This window comes from Siminovitchia sp. FSL W7-1587 (assembly GCF_037963795.1).
In the GTDB taxonomy this organism is placed as follows: domain Bacteria; phylum Bacillota; class Bacilli; order Bacillales; family Bacillaceae_C; genus Siminovitchia; species Siminovitchia thermophila.
The window spans coordinates 1,350,918-1,369,870 of sequence record NZ_CP150169.1 but is presented as its reverse complement, the minus strand read 5'-3'; the positions used below and the strand labels follow the sequence as shown (position 1 = coordinate 1,369,870).

At 41.5% G+C, this 18,953-nt stretch carries 14 protein-coding genes and 1 pseudogene; 5 read left to right on the top strand and 10 right to left on the bottom strand.

Going from position 1 to position 18,953, the window contains the following annotated elements:
• Positions 1-297 precede the first annotated feature (297 nt).
• The 6 genes and pseudogenes from NST31_RS06390 to putP form a co-directional block, all read right to left on the bottom strand.
• Positions 298-648 (bottom strand): annotated as a pseudogene (locus tag NST31_RS06390) (response regulator); the annotation flags it as partial.
• A 181-nt stretch (positions 649-829) separates the two neighbouring features.
• Complete coding sequence (locus tag NST31_RS06385; RefSeq protein ID WP_339164632.1) at positions 830-1,870, bottom strand: hypothetical protein; 1,041 nt, start codon at positions 1,868-1,870, stop codon at positions 830-832.
• Between the two features lie 19 nt (positions 1,871-1,889).
• Positions 1,890-2,750 carry a permease prefix domain 1-containing protein gene (locus NST31_RS06380; RefSeq protein WP_339164630.1) on the bottom strand — a complete coding sequence of 287 codons (861 nt, stop codon included), beginning with the start codon at positions 2,748-2,750 and terminating at the stop codon, positions 1,890-1,892.
• Positions 2,740-3,069 (bottom strand): PadR family transcriptional regulator, encoded by a 330-nt coding sequence (locus NST31_RS06375; RefSeq protein WP_339164628.1) that lies wholly within the window; start codon positions 3,067-3,069, stop codon positions 2,740-2,742. Before NST31_RS06375 ends, NST31_RS06380 begins: the two co-directional genes overlap by 11 nt.
• 601 nt (positions 3,070-3,670) lie before the next feature.
• Positions 3,671-4,900, bottom strand: coding sequence for a helix-turn-helix domain-containing protein (locus tag NST31_RS06370; protein ID WP_339164626.1), 1,230 nt, complete (start codon positions 4,898-4,900; stop codon positions 3,671-3,673).
• Between the two features lie 102 nt (positions 4,901-5,002).
• On the bottom strand, positions 5,003-6,469 hold the full coding sequence (gene putP, locus NST31_RS06365) for a sodium/proline symporter PutP (RefSeq protein ID WP_339164625.1): 1,467 nt from the start codon (positions 6,467-6,469) through the stop codon (positions 5,003-5,005).
• 518 nt (positions 6,470-6,987) lie between these two features.
• Here putP and NST31_RS06360 point away from each other — a divergent pair.
• The 5 genes from NST31_RS06360 to NST31_RS06340 all read left to right on the top strand — a co-directional run bounded on the left by NST31_RS06360 (position 6,988) and on the right by NST31_RS06340 (position 10,434).
• Complete coding sequence (locus NST31_RS06360) at positions 6,988-7,488, top strand: PucR family transcriptional regulator ligand-binding domain-containing protein (RefSeq protein WP_339164623.1); 501 nt, start codon at positions 6,988-6,990, stop codon at positions 7,486-7,488.
• A gap of 382 nt (positions 7,489-7,870) precedes the next feature.
• Positions 7,871-8,776, top strand: coding sequence for an ABC transporter ATP-binding protein (locus NST31_RS06355; protein ID WP_339164621.1), 906 nt, complete (start codon positions 7,871-7,873; stop codon positions 8,774-8,776).
• A 21-nt stretch (positions 8,777-8,797) separates the two neighbouring features.
• Entirely contained in the window at positions 8,798-9,544 is a 747-nt protein-coding gene (locus tag NST31_RS06350) for an ABC transporter permease (RefSeq protein WP_339164619.1), read from the top strand.
• A 25-nt stretch (positions 9,545-9,569) separates the two neighbouring features.
• Positions 9,570-10,034 carry a LytTR family transcriptional regulator DNA-binding domain-containing protein gene (locus NST31_RS06345; RefSeq protein ID WP_339164618.1) on the top strand — a complete coding sequence of 155 codons (465 nt, stop codon included), beginning with the start codon at positions 9,570-9,572 and terminating at the stop codon, positions 10,032-10,034.
• On the top strand, positions 10,024-10,434 hold the full coding sequence (locus tag NST31_RS06340) for a DUF3021 domain-containing protein (RefSeq protein WP_339164616.1): 411 nt from the start codon (positions 10,024-10,026) through the stop codon (positions 10,432-10,434). The genes NST31_RS06345 and NST31_RS06340 overlap by 11 nt, the downstream gene beginning before the upstream one ends.
• A gap of 472 nt (positions 10,435-10,906) precedes the next feature.
• Here the strand turns inward: NST31_RS06340 and pruA are convergent, their stop codons facing one another.
• The 4 genes from pruA to NST31_RS06320 form a co-directional block, all read right to left on the bottom strand.
• Positions 10,907-12,451, bottom strand: a complete 1,545-nt coding sequence (gene pruA, locus NST31_RS06335; RefSeq protein ID WP_339164615.1) for an L-glutamate gamma-semialdehyde dehydrogenase — start codon at positions 12,449-12,451, stop codon at positions 10,907-10,909.
• A 1,036-nt stretch (positions 12,452-13,487) separates the two neighbouring features.
• Positions 13,488-14,387, bottom strand: coding sequence for a LysR family transcriptional regulator (locus tag NST31_RS06330; protein WP_339164613.1), 900 nt, complete (start codon positions 14,385-14,387; stop codon positions 13,488-13,490).
• 964 nt (positions 14,388-15,351) lie between these two features.
• Positions 15,352-16,671, bottom strand: a complete 1,320-nt coding sequence (locus NST31_RS06325) for a globin-coupled sensor protein (protein ID WP_339164610.1) — start codon at positions 16,669-16,671, stop codon at positions 15,352-15,354.
• Positions 16,672-18,030: 1,359 nt separating this feature from the next.
• Positions 18,031-18,903, bottom strand: a complete 873-nt coding sequence (locus tag NST31_RS06320) for an SDR family oxidoreductase (RefSeq protein ID WP_339164609.1) — start codon at positions 18,901-18,903, stop codon at positions 18,031-18,033.
• Between the last annotated feature and the right edge of the window lie 50 nt (positions 18,904-18,953).

The window sequence follows — 18,953 nt, the reverse complement described above, 5'->3', positions numbered from 1 at the left end:
AAACCAAAAAAGCAATCATCCGAATGGAAATATCGCGCCCGTCGAGCGGGGGAAACGTGAAGAACGGTGACCAAGCCCGGTGATCATATCTGTCCCGTGCGGGAAACCGAAGAGCGGCCTTGAAAGGCGGTCAACTGCGCCTCAATTGTGGCATGTTCCCCCTAAGATAGAAAGGTAAGCGATTAAGCGGCCTTATTCCCTTGGATTATAGAGTGCGACGCAACGGTTGCGGGAGATCGAAAGTCCTGTCAAACGGACGATTTCAATCCACAAACTCATGTAGGGTTAAAGGCTGGACAGCCTTGCTTTTACTAAAGCAACCAGCTCTTTTGTGTAGAAGGGCTTCGCCACATAATCATCCACCCCAAGTTCAAAACTGCGTTTTCTATCTTTTTCCGAACTACTGGCTGTTAGCATAATAATAGGCATTTTGTATTTTTTACGAATCTCATAGCACACTTCCATCCCATCGCAATCTGGAAGCATGACATCAAGCAGAACGATATCCGGCCGCATATCCTCAACAAGTTTAAGCGCTTCTTGGCCCGTATAAGCACATTGTACAGAAAATCCTTCCCTCTGGAAGCGGAACTGCAATATATCAGCTATCGGTTTCTCGTCATCTATAATAATAATCTTCGTCTTCATAGCACTTTCTCCTCCAACCTTGCTACATTATTCATCTTTACCTTTTGCACTATTGAACGAATAAGTTAGCTTTTCATTAATCAGGCTAATTCAGGAAAGTTAAATGGACTATCCATAATACTGAGCGGTTTGGCAGAAGTCGGAATTTGACTATGAGAAAGCCATTCATCAAGTCCGGATTCTATTTATCATTCGGAAGCGGAATCTCCGTAATGTTCGTTCCATCCAAATTCATCTGATAAAGATGATAATCGCTATTTCTTTGACCAAAACGCTTATCAACCATAAAGTAAATTTTGTTCCCAGGAGCAATTTCAGGTCCTTCAGTATATTCTTTTAAATTGGTTAGTTGCTTTTCTTCTTTTGTCTCTGCATTGTATGTGTATAACTCATATTGAAAGGTTTCTCCTGTGTCCGGATTACTAACCGATTGAAAGATGAATTCGTTTTTATTCGGAACTACTGTAAAGTCATAGATATCGTTTTTTCGTTCAGGGTTGCTGACAACTTTTAAGTTTGTCGGTTGGTCTAGAGGAATCTGGAAGATCCGCTGGAACGATTCAAAGCTGCCTTCAGCAGTATTTACGTCTTCATCATCCGGCATTTGTACAAATACAGACTTACCATCTTGTGCAATTGTAAGGGATTCCATTGAGTATTTCTTAAGGTTTGTTTGTTTCATTTGTTTTTTATCCGCAAATCTGTACTCATGCAAGTCAAAATCATGCGGACGTTTACTTGCAATCGGTGAATAGTTCTTGAATACTTCTGCTTGCAAATAAAACAATGATGTTCCTGTCGGTGAAAATTCGATTTCAGTAATAGCTGATTGGACAGAAAACAGCTCCTTTACTTCCTTTTTTTCAAGATCATATTGATAAACGGTGCTTGCCAACTTTTCATCTGAATCTTTGTTCGCAGCTATGTAGACCAGAGTGGAACCGTCATTTGAAAAGCTGGGGTCTACAATAATTTGATCATTTTCTAGTTCTAATGCTTTCATTTTCAGTGACTGTTCAGGATTGTACAAGTGAATTTCTGGTTTACCCTGTAAGTAATGGACATAAGCAATTGTTCCTTGTTTAGAAATATCAAAGTCGCCCGACAATCCATTTTGTTTTTCTTTTTCATCTTTACCAAACAACAAGCCGATGACAATAAGGGCAAGTGTGAGAATGATAACGATGGTGACGAAAATCCAAAGCCATTTCCTTCTCTTCATAGTAAACCTCCTTAGTCTGTTAAAACGGGAAATAAATATAAATGAGTATGAAAGCATTCATTAAAATTGAAATTATCGCAATAACAAAAGCACTTCTTTTGTGTTTTTTCAGTAATCGCATCTGCAGAAAATATAATAAAATCCACAATATAAAAGGAATCGTTAGTAGCAACATGAATGGATGATAACCGCCAAACAACCACATTCCAATCCATAGGTTAAATAATATGACACTAGTGACAATGACACCTAAAACGAGATTAATAAGGTGCAGCCATTTTGCCTCTTTTACCATTTCACTTTGTAAGTCAAGCTCATAAATGGTTGTTCGATAAACCAAAAAGAGTGCTAAAAGAATGTTCATCCAACTAAGAATTGCGAACGGCAAAAAAGCTGGATGATCAATAGAAGATACAATTGTATACCCGTATAAATAGGTAATAATATGAGTAACGAGTATGCTATTCATCCAGCGTCTACGGTTAAATTGAGCAACTTGATTTAAAGAGATAAGCAAGATCAATGAATGAACAAACATAGATAGAACTAACCAGCCAACATGTGCTTCCCCCTCAACAGACAATGAAAGCAGGTAGACACTGATAGAAAAAACGAAGGAAGTCACAGATAATGTCAGCATCAGTTCTTTACGGTATGGAAAAATGGACTGTTGCAATTGATGTCCTATCTCTACCTCCGATCCAAAACGTTCTATCGCTTCCAATTCAGCCTCTTTCTCATTCATCCCTTCTCTTAACAGTTCCTCTTTTGAAAGTTCCAGATGAATGAGAAGTTCTTCTCTTATGTCTTCTTTTTCTTCATTTCTGCACTCGGTTTGCTGTAGTATTTTTTCAACATAGCATTTGAAATTAGATTTCACCTAATCCCTCCGAACTCTTTTTCACGAGGTTGTGAATGAAATTCCAATTTTCCTTCTTAACCTCAAGCTCCTTTTTACCCAAATCGGTAATGCTATAATATTTACGCCTTCCAACTTGCGTTTCACTCCAATAAGAAGTTACCCACTGTTTCCGTTCTAGTCGTCTCAGTGCGGGATAAAGAGTGCCTTCACTCATTTCATAAGCTTTGTCACTTAATTGCTTTAACGTTTTGATGATCTCGTACCCATATAAATCACGTTGTGCAATTAAAGATAGGAGCAATAAATCTATACTGCCTTTCATCATTTCCTTATCCATTTCTTTCACCTCTCTCAGAATCAATATACTTAATATTGTAATACGATGTACATCGCATTACAAGTTCGTTATTCACATGAAGTGGGCATGACTGGCTTTTTCTAAAAAGCTGACCAATACAAAGTTACATCATATGGCTTTAAAAGAAAGGTTGATGAAATAATATACAGAGCGTGGAGGAAGATATAATGATGTTATAGGGAATATTCAAATGTAAAACAATATTATCTACAGCAGTATTCAACTTTTGAAGAATGGAGTATTGCGGTTGAACAATATATAGAATGTTACAATCACATTCGTTACGGGGAGCGTTAAACGACATTAGCCCTTTGAAACTACGGGACGAATGCCGCTTAAAACCGCTATTTATTTTGACAGGGGGCCTTCATTCATTGTTTAACTTTTCCAACAATTGGATACAGTTCAAGGTGGAGCGTGCCCGTCAAACGGGGAAACCCGAAAGTCGGAACGTAGTTGTGCATGAACGAAGTAGGGAGGCCATCGTCGATTTTTGGCTTTTGGACGATGGCTTTTTTTATGTGAAAGCGTTGAGATAACATGTACCATCCCATTTTTTTGGACAACCTTCCGTAGATTCTCACTCATTAATTTTTAACATCTGCAAATCTATATATAATTGACAGTTCGTCTGAAAGTTGTCGAATGAGATGGACGTTAATTCGGTAATTTGGTTCAAACGGTATTTGAGCGTGTTTATGTGGATAAATAGCCTTTCCGCCGTAGGCTTTAAGCGGCAATTTTGCGACAAGTAGACTTCAAGCGTATGGAGCAGGCTCGTGTGGTCTTCTTTGTCTTTTTGCTGTAGTTTCAGCAGATCTTCGTTTACGTAATTCATTTTTTTCTGGTATTGGGAAATTGATTCCAGGTAACGGAACAAGCCAAGTTTTTTATATTCAAAGGATGGAAGGGAGTCCAGCCCGACAAACTTCGCTGTTTTGATCACTTCCATTGCTTCCATGTAGCTTTTTTTCAAGTGAAGGATGGAGGAACGCTCCGTGCTGATTCCCGCGTATATTCGCTGGCCGTTGAACTGGCTCAGGACGGTGGTTGTCAATTCATTGGCGCCATCAACGAGCTCCCCACGGTGTGACAGGTTGCTGCCAATCATGACGATAATTTTTAATTGGTCGATAAAAAGGTGGGTAGGTAGTTTCAGGGCATTTGAAAAAAGCCCGGATTTTTCCAGTAGCTCCCCAAAAACATCTTCGCTCGTCTGTCCCACGGTAAATACGCAAATAATGTAAGAATCCGGGATGGGGAGGTTGACATTGGCGGCCTCCCACTTGACTTGAGCTTCGGTTTGAAATTCGTCTTCCATGATTTTTTTATAAAAATCATTTTTCTCCTGATCTTTTTTTAGTTTCAATTGTTTTTTTTGATACAGGATTTTTCCGACATGATGGGAAACTTCATCAATAAAGTCAAGTTCAGCCTCCGTCAACGGTTTGCCGGTTTCCTGTATCCATATATAGCCGAGAATGTGGTCCTTATACCTCATACTTGCGACAATGCGTTGGTTCAAGCCTATTTCCTTGATTTGCTTTACCCGAAATGGCTTGGGGCTCGTTTTTAACTGTGTCACAATGCCTTTGTCCATAAACATTTCCAAGATGGAGATTGGCCAGCGTTTGGAAAAGATCGTTTGCTTATTTGCTTCGTCAAATTGCTCAATATAGAAAGAGCTGTAAGCCAGTAAGGAAAATTGGTCGTCTTCGATAACGACCGGTTTTTTTAAATAGCTGCTGATCGCCTCCGTAATCTCTTCTATATTTGTCATCATCATGACTTTTTCCAACATGCGCTCCATTCCAATCCCCTCTATCTCAAGAAAATCCAGCTATCGCTATTTTATCATATTTTCCCGAATGCATGAAAAAGCCGGGGAATCGCTTCCCCGACAGAAAAAAGTTTACTCTTTCAGCAAACGAAGACTTTCATCAAATTCTTTTTCGATTTCTTCGTTGCGCTTATATGTGGCCAGGCTGACAATAACGGCCACTAATAGGTTGATTAAAAAACCGGGCACAATTTCATACAATTCCGACCCCGTCCATTGCCAAACAAGGACTGTGATCGCACCGGACACCATTCCGGCAATTGCTCCCCAGTTCGTCAGTTTCCTCCAATACAAGCTTAAGACGATAATCGGTCCGAACGAGGCGCCAAAACCCGCCCAAGCATGGGAAACCAGGTTTAATATCGTTTCCGTTTTGTTGGAACTCAAAATGTAAGCGACTATTGCTACGGCTAATACAGCCAAACGGCCGAATGATACAAGTTCCTTGTCGCTTGCGGCCCGGCGGAATAATAATTTGTACAAGTCCTCTGTCAATGCGCTCGATGTAACGATTAGCTGTGAAGAGACCGTACTCATAATCGCCGCTAGAATGGCCGCCAGTATAAATCCGGCAAACAGCGGGTGGAAAAGAATTTGTCCAAGCTCAATAAAGACAGCCTCCTTATCATGCAACGTCTTATTGGTTGTATGGAAGTAGGCAATTCCAATCAGAGCCGTTAATACAGCGCCGATGAGGGAAAGAATCATCCAGCCCATCCCGATGCGGCGGGCGACTTTCGTTTCTTTTACCGAGTTGATCGCCATAAAACGAACGATAATATGGGGCTGCCCCACATATCCAAGCCCCCATGCGAGTAATGAAATGATTCCGATAAATGTCGTATCCTTGAAAAAGGTTAACAGGGTGGGATCAATTGACTTAATGATACTCACTGTTTCTGCCGGACCGCCCGTTTGGGTCACAGCCAGTGCAGGAACAATGAGTAGGGCGGTAAGCATGATCAATCCTTGGGCAAAATCAGTCCAGCTTACGGCGAGAAAACCTCCGAACAGTGTGTAGGCGACGACGACACCCGCAATAATCAGCAGTCCTTGCTGATAGCCAAACCCGAAAGAGCTTTCAAAGAAAACCGCTCCGGCGACAAGACCGGACGAAACATAAAAAGTAAAAAATATTAAAATGACAAGTGCGGATACGATTCGCAACAGTTTCGTATGGTCCTTCAAACGGTTCTCCAAGAAAGAAGGAATGGTAATAGAATCATTGCTGGCTTGTGTATATGTGCGGAGCCGGGGAGCTACAAATATCCAGTTCAAATAGGCGCCAATCGTCAGACCGACGGCCATCCAGATACTTGTTAAACCGCTTGCATAGATAGCACCGGGCAATCCCATTAGCAGCCATCCGCTCATATCTGAAGCACCCGCGCTAAGTGCTGTTACTGCTGGTCCAAGTGAACGACCGCCAAGCATATAATCCGTTAGATCCTTTGTTCTTCGGTAGGCTACCCACCCAATGAACAGCATTAACAACATATAAATCACTATCGTCAATAACTTTAAGGCTTCATCTGACATGTTTTTATCTCTCCTTGTTCTGTTTTTTGGGCCCATACCAACTTGATTAATAATAAAATAAGGTTCAATTAAGGAGTATGGTGGAAGCTGCCATCTTATTGTCGAACCAAGATCATAGAAATCTGGTGTATCATCTACGACGAAAAAATAAGATAAGAGCACGTAAATGGATCATTTGATGGCATGAACAGCTATGAGCGCAGCTCTTATGAATCAAACCTTAAAAAAATACGGGGGGAGGTTTAAATCAGAAATGCTCCAATCGAATTATAGCAAATTTTTCGGGCCGTTTGGAGTGAGACATTACAAATTATTAACCGTTATGTCAAATTTTCTCGCTGGAAAGGAGGTTTTGTCAGCCTAAAGCCACTACATGGAGGAGTGCTTTCATAGGTTACTGAATTACGTTTTTAGTAAAATGGTATTTAGTACAGTGAACAGGATAGTAAGGGGGAGGTTTCATTGAACATACGTATAAAGTTGTTGGCGCTCAAGATTTTCAGAAGGAACAACAAAACATGATAAAGCATGGGGTAAGTGTTAAAGAAATCGTTCACTTTACCTCTATTTTCCAAAAAGTACTAGTTCCTCCGAAGCGTGACAGAATGATTCAGAAAGTATCTGTCATAGAAGTGAAAGAGTTCGGTTCTTGGGTGAAAGGTAATGAATTAGCGCTTACTACGATCCAAAACTTTCATACGAAAGAGCTTCAGCTATCCCTGTTCCAGCAACTTATAAAAGGAAAGGCTGCTTGTCTCGTTTTTCACCCCGGCAATATCCATGAAAAACAAGCAATTTTTCATGAGACTTTGGAAGTTGCCACGCTTTCATTTTCCTGTTTTCCAAGTATTTCCTACAGTCACTTATGCCGAAATAATCGAATTGATTTTCAACTTAAAATGAAAAAACAACATCAAGAAATTGATACACTTAATGAAGTCAATCAACTATACTTTCAATTTTTATCACACCATATAAACTTGAAAGAGGTTCCGCCGATTTTCTCTGCGGGGACTTGAAAAGGTCCGCTTGGAATTCGGGATCGTGGCCCTTGCCCACAACCTCTTGAAAGTGGCGGGCATCCACCGACTACTTTCAGGAGGAAACCCTACAAATGCAAAATCAGTCGTAAAAATGTTTCGTTTTTCTACGACCGATTTATTTTAGGGGCTTTTTAGACACCCCCTGTTTTCTTTCAAGAGAACGAAATAGGGGTTTATGACTTAACATTATACTTTGGAAAAGCGCTATGAAACTAGTAATCCCTGTTTCTTGGAGCTTTTTTTATGGTGAAACATGAATGCTGGCATCTTGTGCGAAAAAAGAGTGATGTTATGCAGTATTCCACCTGTTTTCCCCTCTTGTATTTTATGATAAAAACATCTATTTAAGGTGGTGGCCATGATGTTAAAGATAAACAATGTGAGTAAATATTACGGGAAAATAAAAGCTTTACATAAGATTTCCCTCAATCTGAACAAGGGGACTTGTTTGGGTTTAGTGGGACCTAATGGTGCAGGGAAGTCGACTCTTTTGAAAATCATTGTCCACATTGTTCAAGATTATGAAGGAAAAGTCACATTTACGAGCGCGGCCAATACTGATCAGAAGCGAACAATCGGATACGTTCCCCAAGATATTTGTTTAGAAGAAAATGTCTCTGCCTTACAAAATTTGTATTTCTTTGGCAGGATGTATCAATTACGGGGAAAAGCGTTGCAACAACAGGCGGAGAAAGTACTGCATTATATCGGTTTGAGCGCGAGAAAAAAAGATAAAGTGAAAACTTTTTCAGGTGGTATGAAACGCCGCTTAAATATTGGGTGCGCCCTAATGAATGAGCCACAATTCATTATTATGGATGAGCCGACAGTGGGGATTGATCCACAATCAAGACGGTATATTTTAGACATGATTCAGCAAATGAAAAATGAAAATCGCACCATTATCTACTCTAGTCATTATATAGAGGAAGTAAATAAGATTTGTGATGAAGTCGCATTTATTGATAAAGGAACATTAATAGAACATGACACAATTGACAAATTGATTGAAAAATATGCCGTCCCCGCCATATTTTTTACATGTCATCATCGTGCAAAGCTGCTTGAGGATATCCGAGTTTCCGGTGATGTGACACCATATAAAAATGGATACAAGATCACAACGGCCAATCCTATGCTGACAATGGAGGAAGTGTTGCGTGTATGCAGGGAGAAAAAGGTGGTGTTAAAGCAACTTGAACTTACCCATCCTACATTAGAAGATATATTTTTCAAACTGACTGGAACGGAGCTTCGTGCTTAAAACTGATGGGAGGGAATCACCATGAAAGCCATTTTTCAAATGGAAATGATAAAAAACGCGCAAGATAAAGGACTCTATTTTTGGACATTTCTTTTGCCAATCATTTTTACCGTTTTATTTATTTCAATCTTTACCGCCGGGACAGAAGGAGCCGATAAAGAGTATGTGATTATCTCGATCGTACCCGGATACACCGTCATGTTCGTCTTTTTCATTATGATCTCGATGGGCTTTTCGTTTATTGAAGACCGTGATAAAGGAATGGTGGCGCGCCTTGCGAGTACTCCCCTTTCTCCGTACGCTTATCTTTTCGGAAAATGGTTACCGTATGTAGTGATTGTATTTATTCAAATGATTGTGTTGCTTGCCTTTGGAAAAATAGTTTATAATTTTCCAATTGAACAACCTTTATTGCTCGGTATGTTAGCACTTATTCTGACATTTTGCATTACCGGACTCGGGTTAGCTTTATCTTTATTCATCCGTACTAGCAATATGGGAGTCGCGATTACACAAGTCATTACTTTAGGTGGTGCGTTATTAGGCGGGCTTTGGATGCCAATGGAGGCAATGCCGGCACTCTTCCAAAAAGTTGGAAAGCTAACGCCGCAGTATTGGGCGCATAATGCGTTTCAAGAAACGATGACCGGCACATTGACTTACACTGATTTTTTGATCGCCAGTCTCATTTTGCTCGTATTCGGTGCGGTTGGCTTCATCATTGCCTTCTTTGCCTACCCAAGCTTTTTAAGACGTGCCAAGCATTAATGAGTTCATGAATGGGGGGAGTATAATGAAAGTAAAAATCGATATCGACGATCAATATGAAAATACTTCCATTACGATTCAAACGAATGAGTGGACGGATGAGCTGGAGCAACTCGTTAGTTTCATTAAAAAGGAAAAACCAAAACGGTTATTTGGTGTGGAGGAGGATCAAACGATTGTCTTAGATCCGGAAACGATCGATTACATCTATGCGGAAAAAAGAAAAGTTTACGCAGCACTGGAAAATGGGCGGCGATTGGAAGTTAAAATGAAGTTATTTGAAGTAGAGAATTTGCTTGGAAACAGTTGTTTTACTCGTTTTTCCAAATCTGTAATCGGTAATGTAAATCGTATTCAACGATTTGAACTATCATTTAATGGAAATCTCTGTGTTTATTTTTCCTCAGGAAATAAAGAATATATTACAAGAAAATATGTGGCAAGCGTAAAGGAAAAACTGACGTCAGGAGGACCCGCTAATGATATCTAAAATGATTCACCGATCCATGTACGGAGTCGCTTTTGGGTCAATTGTAACATTCATCGCATTAACGTTTCTTATGGTGTTCAATATAAATCTCCCTGTATCGCAGATTTGGCTTTATATGCTAGCAAGTTTTTTCATTGGTATTTACTACGGGCTTGCCTCCTTTATTTTTGAGCTGGAAGCTTGGAGCCCACTAAAGAGAACCGTGGTGCATTATAGTTTATCTATAACTGTCTTCTTTATATGGGCGCTTTCTCTTCATTGGGTTCCTTTCAATTGGAAAGCAATTGTACTTACGATTATTGGCTTTACACTTATTTATGTCTTATATTGGTTTGGATACACGCTTTATTATAAAAGAGTGGAATCCTCTCTAAACGATACATTACAGAAACACAAGTAGAAAGGTAAAAAAAGGATTTTATGGATTGGAGCTGCAAGCGCCAGTTTGACAATGGATGAAACCAAGCATTATATAAGCGAAAATACCGGAGTGATAGAACGGGAAGCATCAGGATACGCCAATTGTAGCATGAATAAAAATGGTGTGAAAAACGTTTCATTTGAACCATTTATCATGTCAGGATTGGATGCCGCCCTTCCCTGAATAATTTCTACCAATAAAGTGCTGACAGAAGGGGAGCTCATCCTCTTTGATATGGTGTATTTTAAACGGCTATTGCTCAGATATAACGAGGACCTTTTCTTTGGGACATGTTTCAGAGGAAAAAAAGGAAGTTTTTGAGATTGCATTGGAAGCGCAAAAAAAGGCAGTCAAGGCGATAAACCAAGTGAGTGTGTTCATATTAAACCCCCCCAACTTGGGGGGGCTATCCATTTTTCTTTTTAAAAAGTGAGTAATGATATATGGACGACTACAGCATTTCAGACGTTGTTTTCGCCTGCATGTGAAGCAGCAAGTAATCCGGGCCACCCGCTTTTGAGTCGGTTCCCGACATGTTGAAACCGCCAAAAGGCTGGTAACCGACAATGGCTCCCGTACAGCCGCGGTTGAAGTACAAGTTGCCCACATGGAAATCTTCCCGCGCCTGCTCCAAGTGCGCGCGGTTGTTGGAAATAACGGCTCCTGTCAAGCCATATTCCGTATTATTGGCGATTTCCAGAGCATGATGGAAGTCTTTCGCTTTGGCAAAAGCCACGACCGGTCCGAAGATTTCTTCTTGCATGAGGCGCGCTTTCGGATCAAGCCCCGCAAAAATCGTCGGTTGGATGAAATATCCTTTCGAGTCGTCTCCTTCACCGCCAGCCATTAATTCGCCTTCTGTTTTCCCGATCTCAATGTATTTCATGATTTTATCAAATGCGTTTTGATCATTCACCGGCCCCATGAAATTGTCCGGATTTATCGGGTCGCCGACTGTCAATTCTTTCGTAAGCGCCACTGCCCGTTCGAGCACTTGGTCATATACGTCTTCGACGATGACGGCTCGGGAGCAAGCAGAACACTTCTGTCCGGAAAAGCCGAATGCCGATTGGACGATGGATTGAGCAGCCAGTTCAAGGTCCGCTTCTTTATCGACCACGATCGTGTCTTTTCCACCCATCTCGGCGATAACACGTTTCAACCAGATTTGTCCTTCGTTCACGATAGCCGCGCGCTCATAAATTCGCGTTCCGACTTCTCTTGAGCCTGTAAAGCTGATAAAGCGTGTTTTCGGATGGTCGACGAGATAGTCGCCGACTTCCGCGCCGCTTCCCGGAATGTAGTTGACAACGCCTTTTGGCAAGCCTGCTTCTTCCAGCACTTCCACAAATTTGGCAGCAACAACAGGTGTTGTGGAAGCCGGTTTCAAAAGAACCGTATTTCCGCTCACGACGGCAGCAACGGTTGTCCCCGCCATAATCGCAAACGCAAAGTTCCACGGAGAAATAACGACGCCGACGCCAAGCGGGATATAATCATAGCGGTTATATTCCCCCGGACGGCTTTGCACTTTTTTGCCGTCTTTGAGCTCAAGCATTTGCCGGCCGTAGTATTCCAAGAAATCAATGCCTTCTGCCGTATCGGCATCGGCTTCTTTCCACGGCTTTCCCGCTTCTTTCATAAGCAAGGCGGAAAATTCATGCTTCCGGCGGCGGACAATGGCCGCGGCTTTAAAAAGAACGTCTGCTCTGACTTCCGGCTTTACTTTTTTCCACGACTCAAAGGCTTCCAGCGCACTGTTCATGGCGCGCTCCGCCAATTCCCGGTTCGCTTTGGATACGCGGCCGACAACTTCCACTTTGTTCGCGGGGTTAACCGAAGTGATTTTTTCTTCCGTTTCGATCCGTTCACCGCCGATGATTAATGGATAATCCTGGCCAAGATAGCTTTCTACAAGCTCCATTCCCGCTTGAAACGCTTTCTTGTTTTCCTCTTTTGAAAAATCCGTGAATGGTTCATGTTTGTATTCAATCATTTTGTCACAGCTCCTTTTTCATCTTACTTCTTATGATTCCTTTTAAAGCAGGGAGAATGTCTATTCTTACCCAAAAGACGATAAGGGACGTTTACTTTCACTGTGCAGCTTGGTTCAACAAGCGCAAGCGGTGTTTTCTCCCCATGTCATACAGCATGTACATGCCAGTTGAAATGTGCTTAACGGGGTCTTTCAGAAGCTTGCGGACTTGGGGATTGAAAGCTCTGTTCAATCTGTTTTTTATCATCATCAGTTTGACAGTCCCCTTGACAAAACATCTGTTGATGAGCGTTCCCGATCTTGTTTTTCCTATTATGGGATTTGCTGCATGGCGATTTTCACTTTTTTTAGAAGGTCGAACCATGTCCTCAGCATTTGATTTGAGTTTTCTTTGTTGATCGTCAAAGTCGATTTTCGTATTATGAATCGAATAGACTCTCCCAAATGTCCTGTCTCATCGACAGAAATGGAGTGATAAAAATCCCGCAATCGGTGATTTTATCGCGGCCAATTTCCTGTTTTTTCAGAGGTTATGTTGTTTTTACTGATGATGAATAAATAAGAAACAGCTTATGTGATCGCTTTCAGAGGACCACCACCCCACCGTTTTGTCTCATAAATTATCGTATTACGAATCTAAGGATCCAACAATGTCGGCCTCTGACAATCTTTCCGGCTTTTTGTTGTGGGTATCGGACAATAGGGTTTGGACTGCCTTCGTTGGAAACGAACATTTACCAGTTATACAAATATGAGGAAACGGGTTTGTACGACTTGCGGTATTCAGGATCAGGTGAGGATAGTATCCGCGCAACAATGTTTGCTCTGTACAAAGAAAAGAAAGACAATGCGTAAACCGGAATGTCCACTGGTGGACAACATTGGAAGTAATACGCTTCAGCAAAAGACGGGTAAGCTTTGTGAAACGTAACACATCCAGCTACAGCTACATCAGGGGATATCCCGACCTGTCATTCACTTAAAAGAGGGGCATTTAAAGGCCGAAAAGCAGCCTTGAACCCCGCTATCGCTTCTCTCAAGAGCAGGAAAGACTCGCCATATCTTTCACCATATCGATAAAGTGCTTGGACGCGGTTTGAATATATTCATTCCGCAGTGTCACGAGGCTTAGCTTCGTTCGCAGTTTCGGATTTTCCAATGGTATGAGTATAGGCATTCCGGGCCATTGCAGTTTGTTGAAGCTTTCTGGCACGAAAGTAATGCCGACTTCTTTTTTCACCATCTTGAGCATGGGAAGGACTTCGGTTCCCCAGTATACAACTTCGGGAGAAAAACCGATATTTTGGCATGACTCAATAATTTCGTCTGCTATCCCCCGCCCAAACGACGTAGTCGGAAGCAGAAACTTTTCATTTTTAAGATCATTGAGGTCGATTGAAGATTTTTTGAGCAGTCGATGTCCCGGAGGCACTGCTAAAAGAAGTTGTTCCTCTATAAGGGGCGTTATGTTCAGGTCGTCTGCTTCAAAGATGGTCCGTACGATCCCGAGTTCGAGCTCCTGACTTCTGAGCTCGCTTAAAATATAGGCTGAGTTTCCTTCTTTTACGCGGACAATCACGTTTGGTGATTCTCCCCTCACTTTTTGAACGACTTGAGGAAGGATAAATAAATTGGCTGATGTAATGCAGCCGACATTTACAGTACCCCTTAATCCGTCCCGATGTTCCAATAGCTCTTTCTCAATATTTTCGGCCGCCACGAGCAGTTCCTTCCCTCTCCGGTATAAAAATTCACCATGTTTTGTCAGTTTTAACCGCTTGCCGGAACGGTCGAATAAAAAAACGTTTAATTCTTTTTCCAACTTGTTGATCATGATGCTCAACGGAGGCTGGGTCATATTCAATACTTCCGCTGCTTTTGAAATGCTTCCTGATTCTACAATTGTAATAAAATAACGTAATCGATGTAGATCCATGGAGACCTCCTCTTCAATTTATTTAAAATATATATATAACTGATTCACATTATATATTTGAAATTACAAAAAAACCAATATATACTAAATTTTATAACAAATCGAAATATTAAAACGTGATAACGAGAGATTTTTGCGCTGTATTTTCTTTCATGTTCATTGGATTTGTTGCTTGCGGCATTTCAGTCAAGGACTCATCCGGTGCTTCTACGGAGAAAACCGGTGAAGACAATTTGGCTAAAGAACTAACATTCTTTTCATACGGAGATGATTGGCCAGAGGAAGGAGGAAAAGGCTTTAAGGATAAATTCGATGTAAAAAGTGCTATATGATCAGTACGTTTTAGGGCATCGGCAGATTTGGGAGCGTGCTCTGTAAAATTTTTTTGACGTAACGATACCGCCTACACTTCCGAGACTTGTTGCCGGTTGTTTCATTACATCTATTTGGCTTGTCGTTCCTGACTGGTTGGGGGAAAGCAAGTCGATTATGCGTTGGTAACGTAACGTTATTCGGGATGACTTCCAAATAAACATGAACCGGTTAGCTGGATGCTTGGTATCGAATTTATTTGGCTGATCATCTCTTTGATCAAACTGTCTGGAGATAAGGAAGCATTATAAGGCGAAGGGAGAGGGGGAGCTGGAAAAGAAAGCAGGGGCTTTTGAAAAGGCGGAAAAGGTTTTCCCAGGTATGACAGCGGATGTGAAAAGACGGGGAGGAGTCGGAGGGAAGCAGAGGAGAAGCGCTTTATATTTCGGACAATCCGCTGTGGATGGGGGAACAGCGTGTAATGGCTGACAGAAGGAGCGGATCGAATACCTGCCGCCGCGGGCTGTTCAACGAAAGGCCTGGGAGGGAGGGGCTTTGCGGATGGAAGATTCAATTTTGTTTCGCAGGGAGGAACGAACAAGTTGGGATATATGTTCTATTTCTTGAAAACTTGGCTCCTCCAAGCTCGTTTTTACGATTCATGTTTTAGAAAGTCTTCTGTGGAATCATTGAGAGTCATGGCAGAGTTAGCGACTTCTTCCGAAGCGTGTTCAATTTCAACTACGATATCGCTTAATTGTTGCAGTTGGTCTTCAATGCGGTGGTTTTGTTCTTTCGTTTTTTCAATTAATTCAAGAAGTTCATTAAAGTCTTTATCTGTTCGATCCATGCTCTCAATACCTTGGGCCATCAGGTGATTTACTTTGTCCACGGATTGGCTTGCTTGGCTAATCAAAGTGTTTGTTTTGATAATCTGGTCTGATACGCTTGAGGTCGATGTTTTTGTCTGATCCGACAGCTTGCGGATTTCTTCGGCTACAACAGCAAAGCCTTTGCCGTATTCGCCGGCGCGCGCCGCTTCAATGGAAGCATTTAAAGCCAGCAGGTTAGTTTGATCCGCAATATTGCCGACAAGAGTGATCACCTCAGTGATGCTTAAAGCGATCTCGTTTAATTCAGTCGAGAAGGTGTGAATGTCGGCTACAGCCTTTTGAATATCGCTTAGCTTCTTTCCCAGATCATTGAGCATTTGCTTTCCCCGTAAAGATCGGGCGGCCGAGTCGTCTGCCAGCTCCATTCCTTGTTTAGCCAGTTCAAGAATGGAGTCTGACTGTGTACTTAACTCTTTTAAAGAAGCGCTCGTCTCTTCGGAAATAGCGGCCAGTTCTTGTGAAATAGAATGAACATAGCCGGCCATTTGTTCTTTTTTGTGTTTGTTGGCGGAGCGGATTCGCTCTTCCTCAATTTCGTAAGCTTCGAGGACCAGCTGCTGTTCCAGGCTGAGCAGTTTCGAGACGGCTGTAATGGCGATGATCTTCTCGTGTTCTATTTTCGATTGTTTGGAAATCATTGTGACGAGTAAATTGAACAGCTTCTGGAAAGAAGACATATACCATTTTGCTTTTAAGCCGATACGGACATGGGCATTGGCGATGCGGATCCGTTTTTGAATAAACTCATCGTCAATATTACCGGTAAATAGCTCGCGAATATGGCGTTTTAATGTTTTTTTAAGGTGTTCAACACTACTGTGCTCCTCGATAATCGCCAGCAAATTCGGCTGTTTAATGACAGCATTATAAAACTTGATGACAATCTCTTCAACATGGGCGTCGACAACGGGCTTTAATGACTTAACTATTTTCAAGTCCCGTTTTGTTAAACCAGTCATCTCCAATTGGCTTGCCAGGTCGCTGCTTGAAGTCACTGACAGCTGGAGCACTTGCGGAGAAATAGTAGTAACCGCTTCCAATCCGGCTGTCCTTTTTGATCTTGATTTGAAAATTTTCATATTTTCACTCCTATACTTTTTTGTCAAAACTTTATAGTAAAAAGTTAATCAGCCCGGGGGTAAAAAGGCTTTCAATGAAAAAACTTGCCGCTCCTCACATGTGAAGGCTTGATGAGGTTACCACAACACCAAATGACAAGCTATACCCTCGGTTGTTAACTTATTTACTCGAATGTATCAAGTATCAAGATCAAGTGATTCATAACTATTCATTCCTTGCAAACCTTGCCTATCGTAAAAACATGTTTGAAAAGCCTGCAACAGCCAGTGAATGAGTCTGAGTCGAAAACTCCATGTAGATCATTTTCTCATCATCGAAACGCTAAAAAAGCTGATTTCAAGAGTTTCTTAAAACAGTCTCTTGATGAGTAGGGGAGAAATCTCACATCGGCTCAGAATCGTTCTGAATTGTGAGAAAATATGGCCGTTACCTCACATTGGAAAAGTCTCAACTCGTTTCTATATCCGGCAGTTTCCTTTTATATCGGATTCTTTTAATGATTATTTATATAATAATTAAAAAAGTTCTGTTATTTTTGTGCGGACCGTACTTCTTTCTTCATTTTTTATGGTTCTAGCGGTTTTTTTGCCTTCTATAGTGTGTATTGTGTGAAGCGGAGGTGGTTTGATCTGAAAATGCTTTGTCAATGGGAAAAATTACTCCAGCATAAATATGCGGAGATCAGACAGCGGGCTTCAAGCAAACGGAAGCCGAGGCTGGCGACTTTCCGCTAGTTCATATGATGCTTGAAAGGAGCGGTTTTACTGAAAAAGAGCAACAAACTGGTCGGATAACCAAAATAAGCTATCCTTCAAAAAAGATCATGAATAAGAAAAAAACGTGCCAGGTCTAAACAAAAAACGCGTTGTCTAACAAGTCTCTTTATATTTCAGCTAAAACAATAATAATTACTTTGAAACTCTTTTTAGACATTAAAACTCTCCCTAACATTTTTTATGTTAATATGTGAAACAAGTATACATTAACACATTTTTCCTAAAAAAGGAGTACTTCCCATGAATTTTCTGAATTTATTAGACATAGCCGTTACAATCTTAATAATAGTTATGTTTATAAACTCAATCTTTAACTTCTCCAAACACCAAACACCTTCAAAATACAAATTATTTTTCACTATTTTATTCATCATTACAGCCATCACACTCAGCTATGTCTTTTTCGTCAACAATGAATTAAGTACATATCTATTGATTGGACTCGCATTACTCTTTTTACTTTCCAATTTACTACCAACAAGAACACACAAAAAAAATAAACCTAAAAAAAGATGAAACCTATAGGTTCTCATCTTTTTTCTCTTTCCCTAATCCCGCAAAAGCTAAAACGGTTCTTAGCTTTTATCCTAAACCATGCTTCTTTGCATAATTTCCCCAATGGGGGTTTCTCCCATCGATATCGGAAAACTGGTATTCATCCGATAGATCCCAGCTAGTTTGAACTGTTCCTGTTCTTTCGAAGATGTTCGGATCGGCAGCCAGTGCCGCGATGCCTTGTCCAATCAAATAAGGTGTTTCCGACTCGATGAAATGGGGCTCTTTTTTTACTGCGTCTTTCCAATTGGCTTCGGTGACACCAAAATGGTCAAGCATGGCTTCCGAACGCAGAAACCCGGGGGTAACTGCCAGAGCAGTGACGTTATAAGGACGAAGATCTGCCGCCATGGCTTCCGCCAAATGAATCGCGGAAATTTTCGCTAGGCTGTAGTACAAATTTCCCCGATAGCGATAATCCCATCCATCGGTAATTTCCATGATCAATCCGTCTTTGCGCGCCGCCATTAATGGTGCCCCATAATAGCTTGTTATCATATGAGAATGGACCGCCCTTTCTTGAATAGCCAAACCGTTCACAAGTGAATGCTTCCAAAATGGTTGGCCCCATTCCGTGAGGGGATCGCCGCCCCAGACGTCATTGACCAATATATCGAGACGGCCATGATGTTCCTCATTGATTTTATCAAATAAAGCTTTCACATCGGCTTCGACTGTGTGATCAACGCGCACCGGGATGCCCTTGCCGCCACGGGCTGTTACCATTTCTGCGGTCTCCTCAATCGTTTCCGTACGGCCCATGTCGGAAAGCTTTTCACGTGTGCTTCGTCCTGTACAGTATACTGTCGCTCCGGCCTCGCCAAGCGATACCGCAATGCCCCGTCCGACACCGCGGGTTGCTCCAGCGACGACCGCTATTTTTCCTTGTAATGGTTTCATTTCATCATCCCCCTTTTAAATTTCTTTTTTATTATAAATAGCAAAAGGTG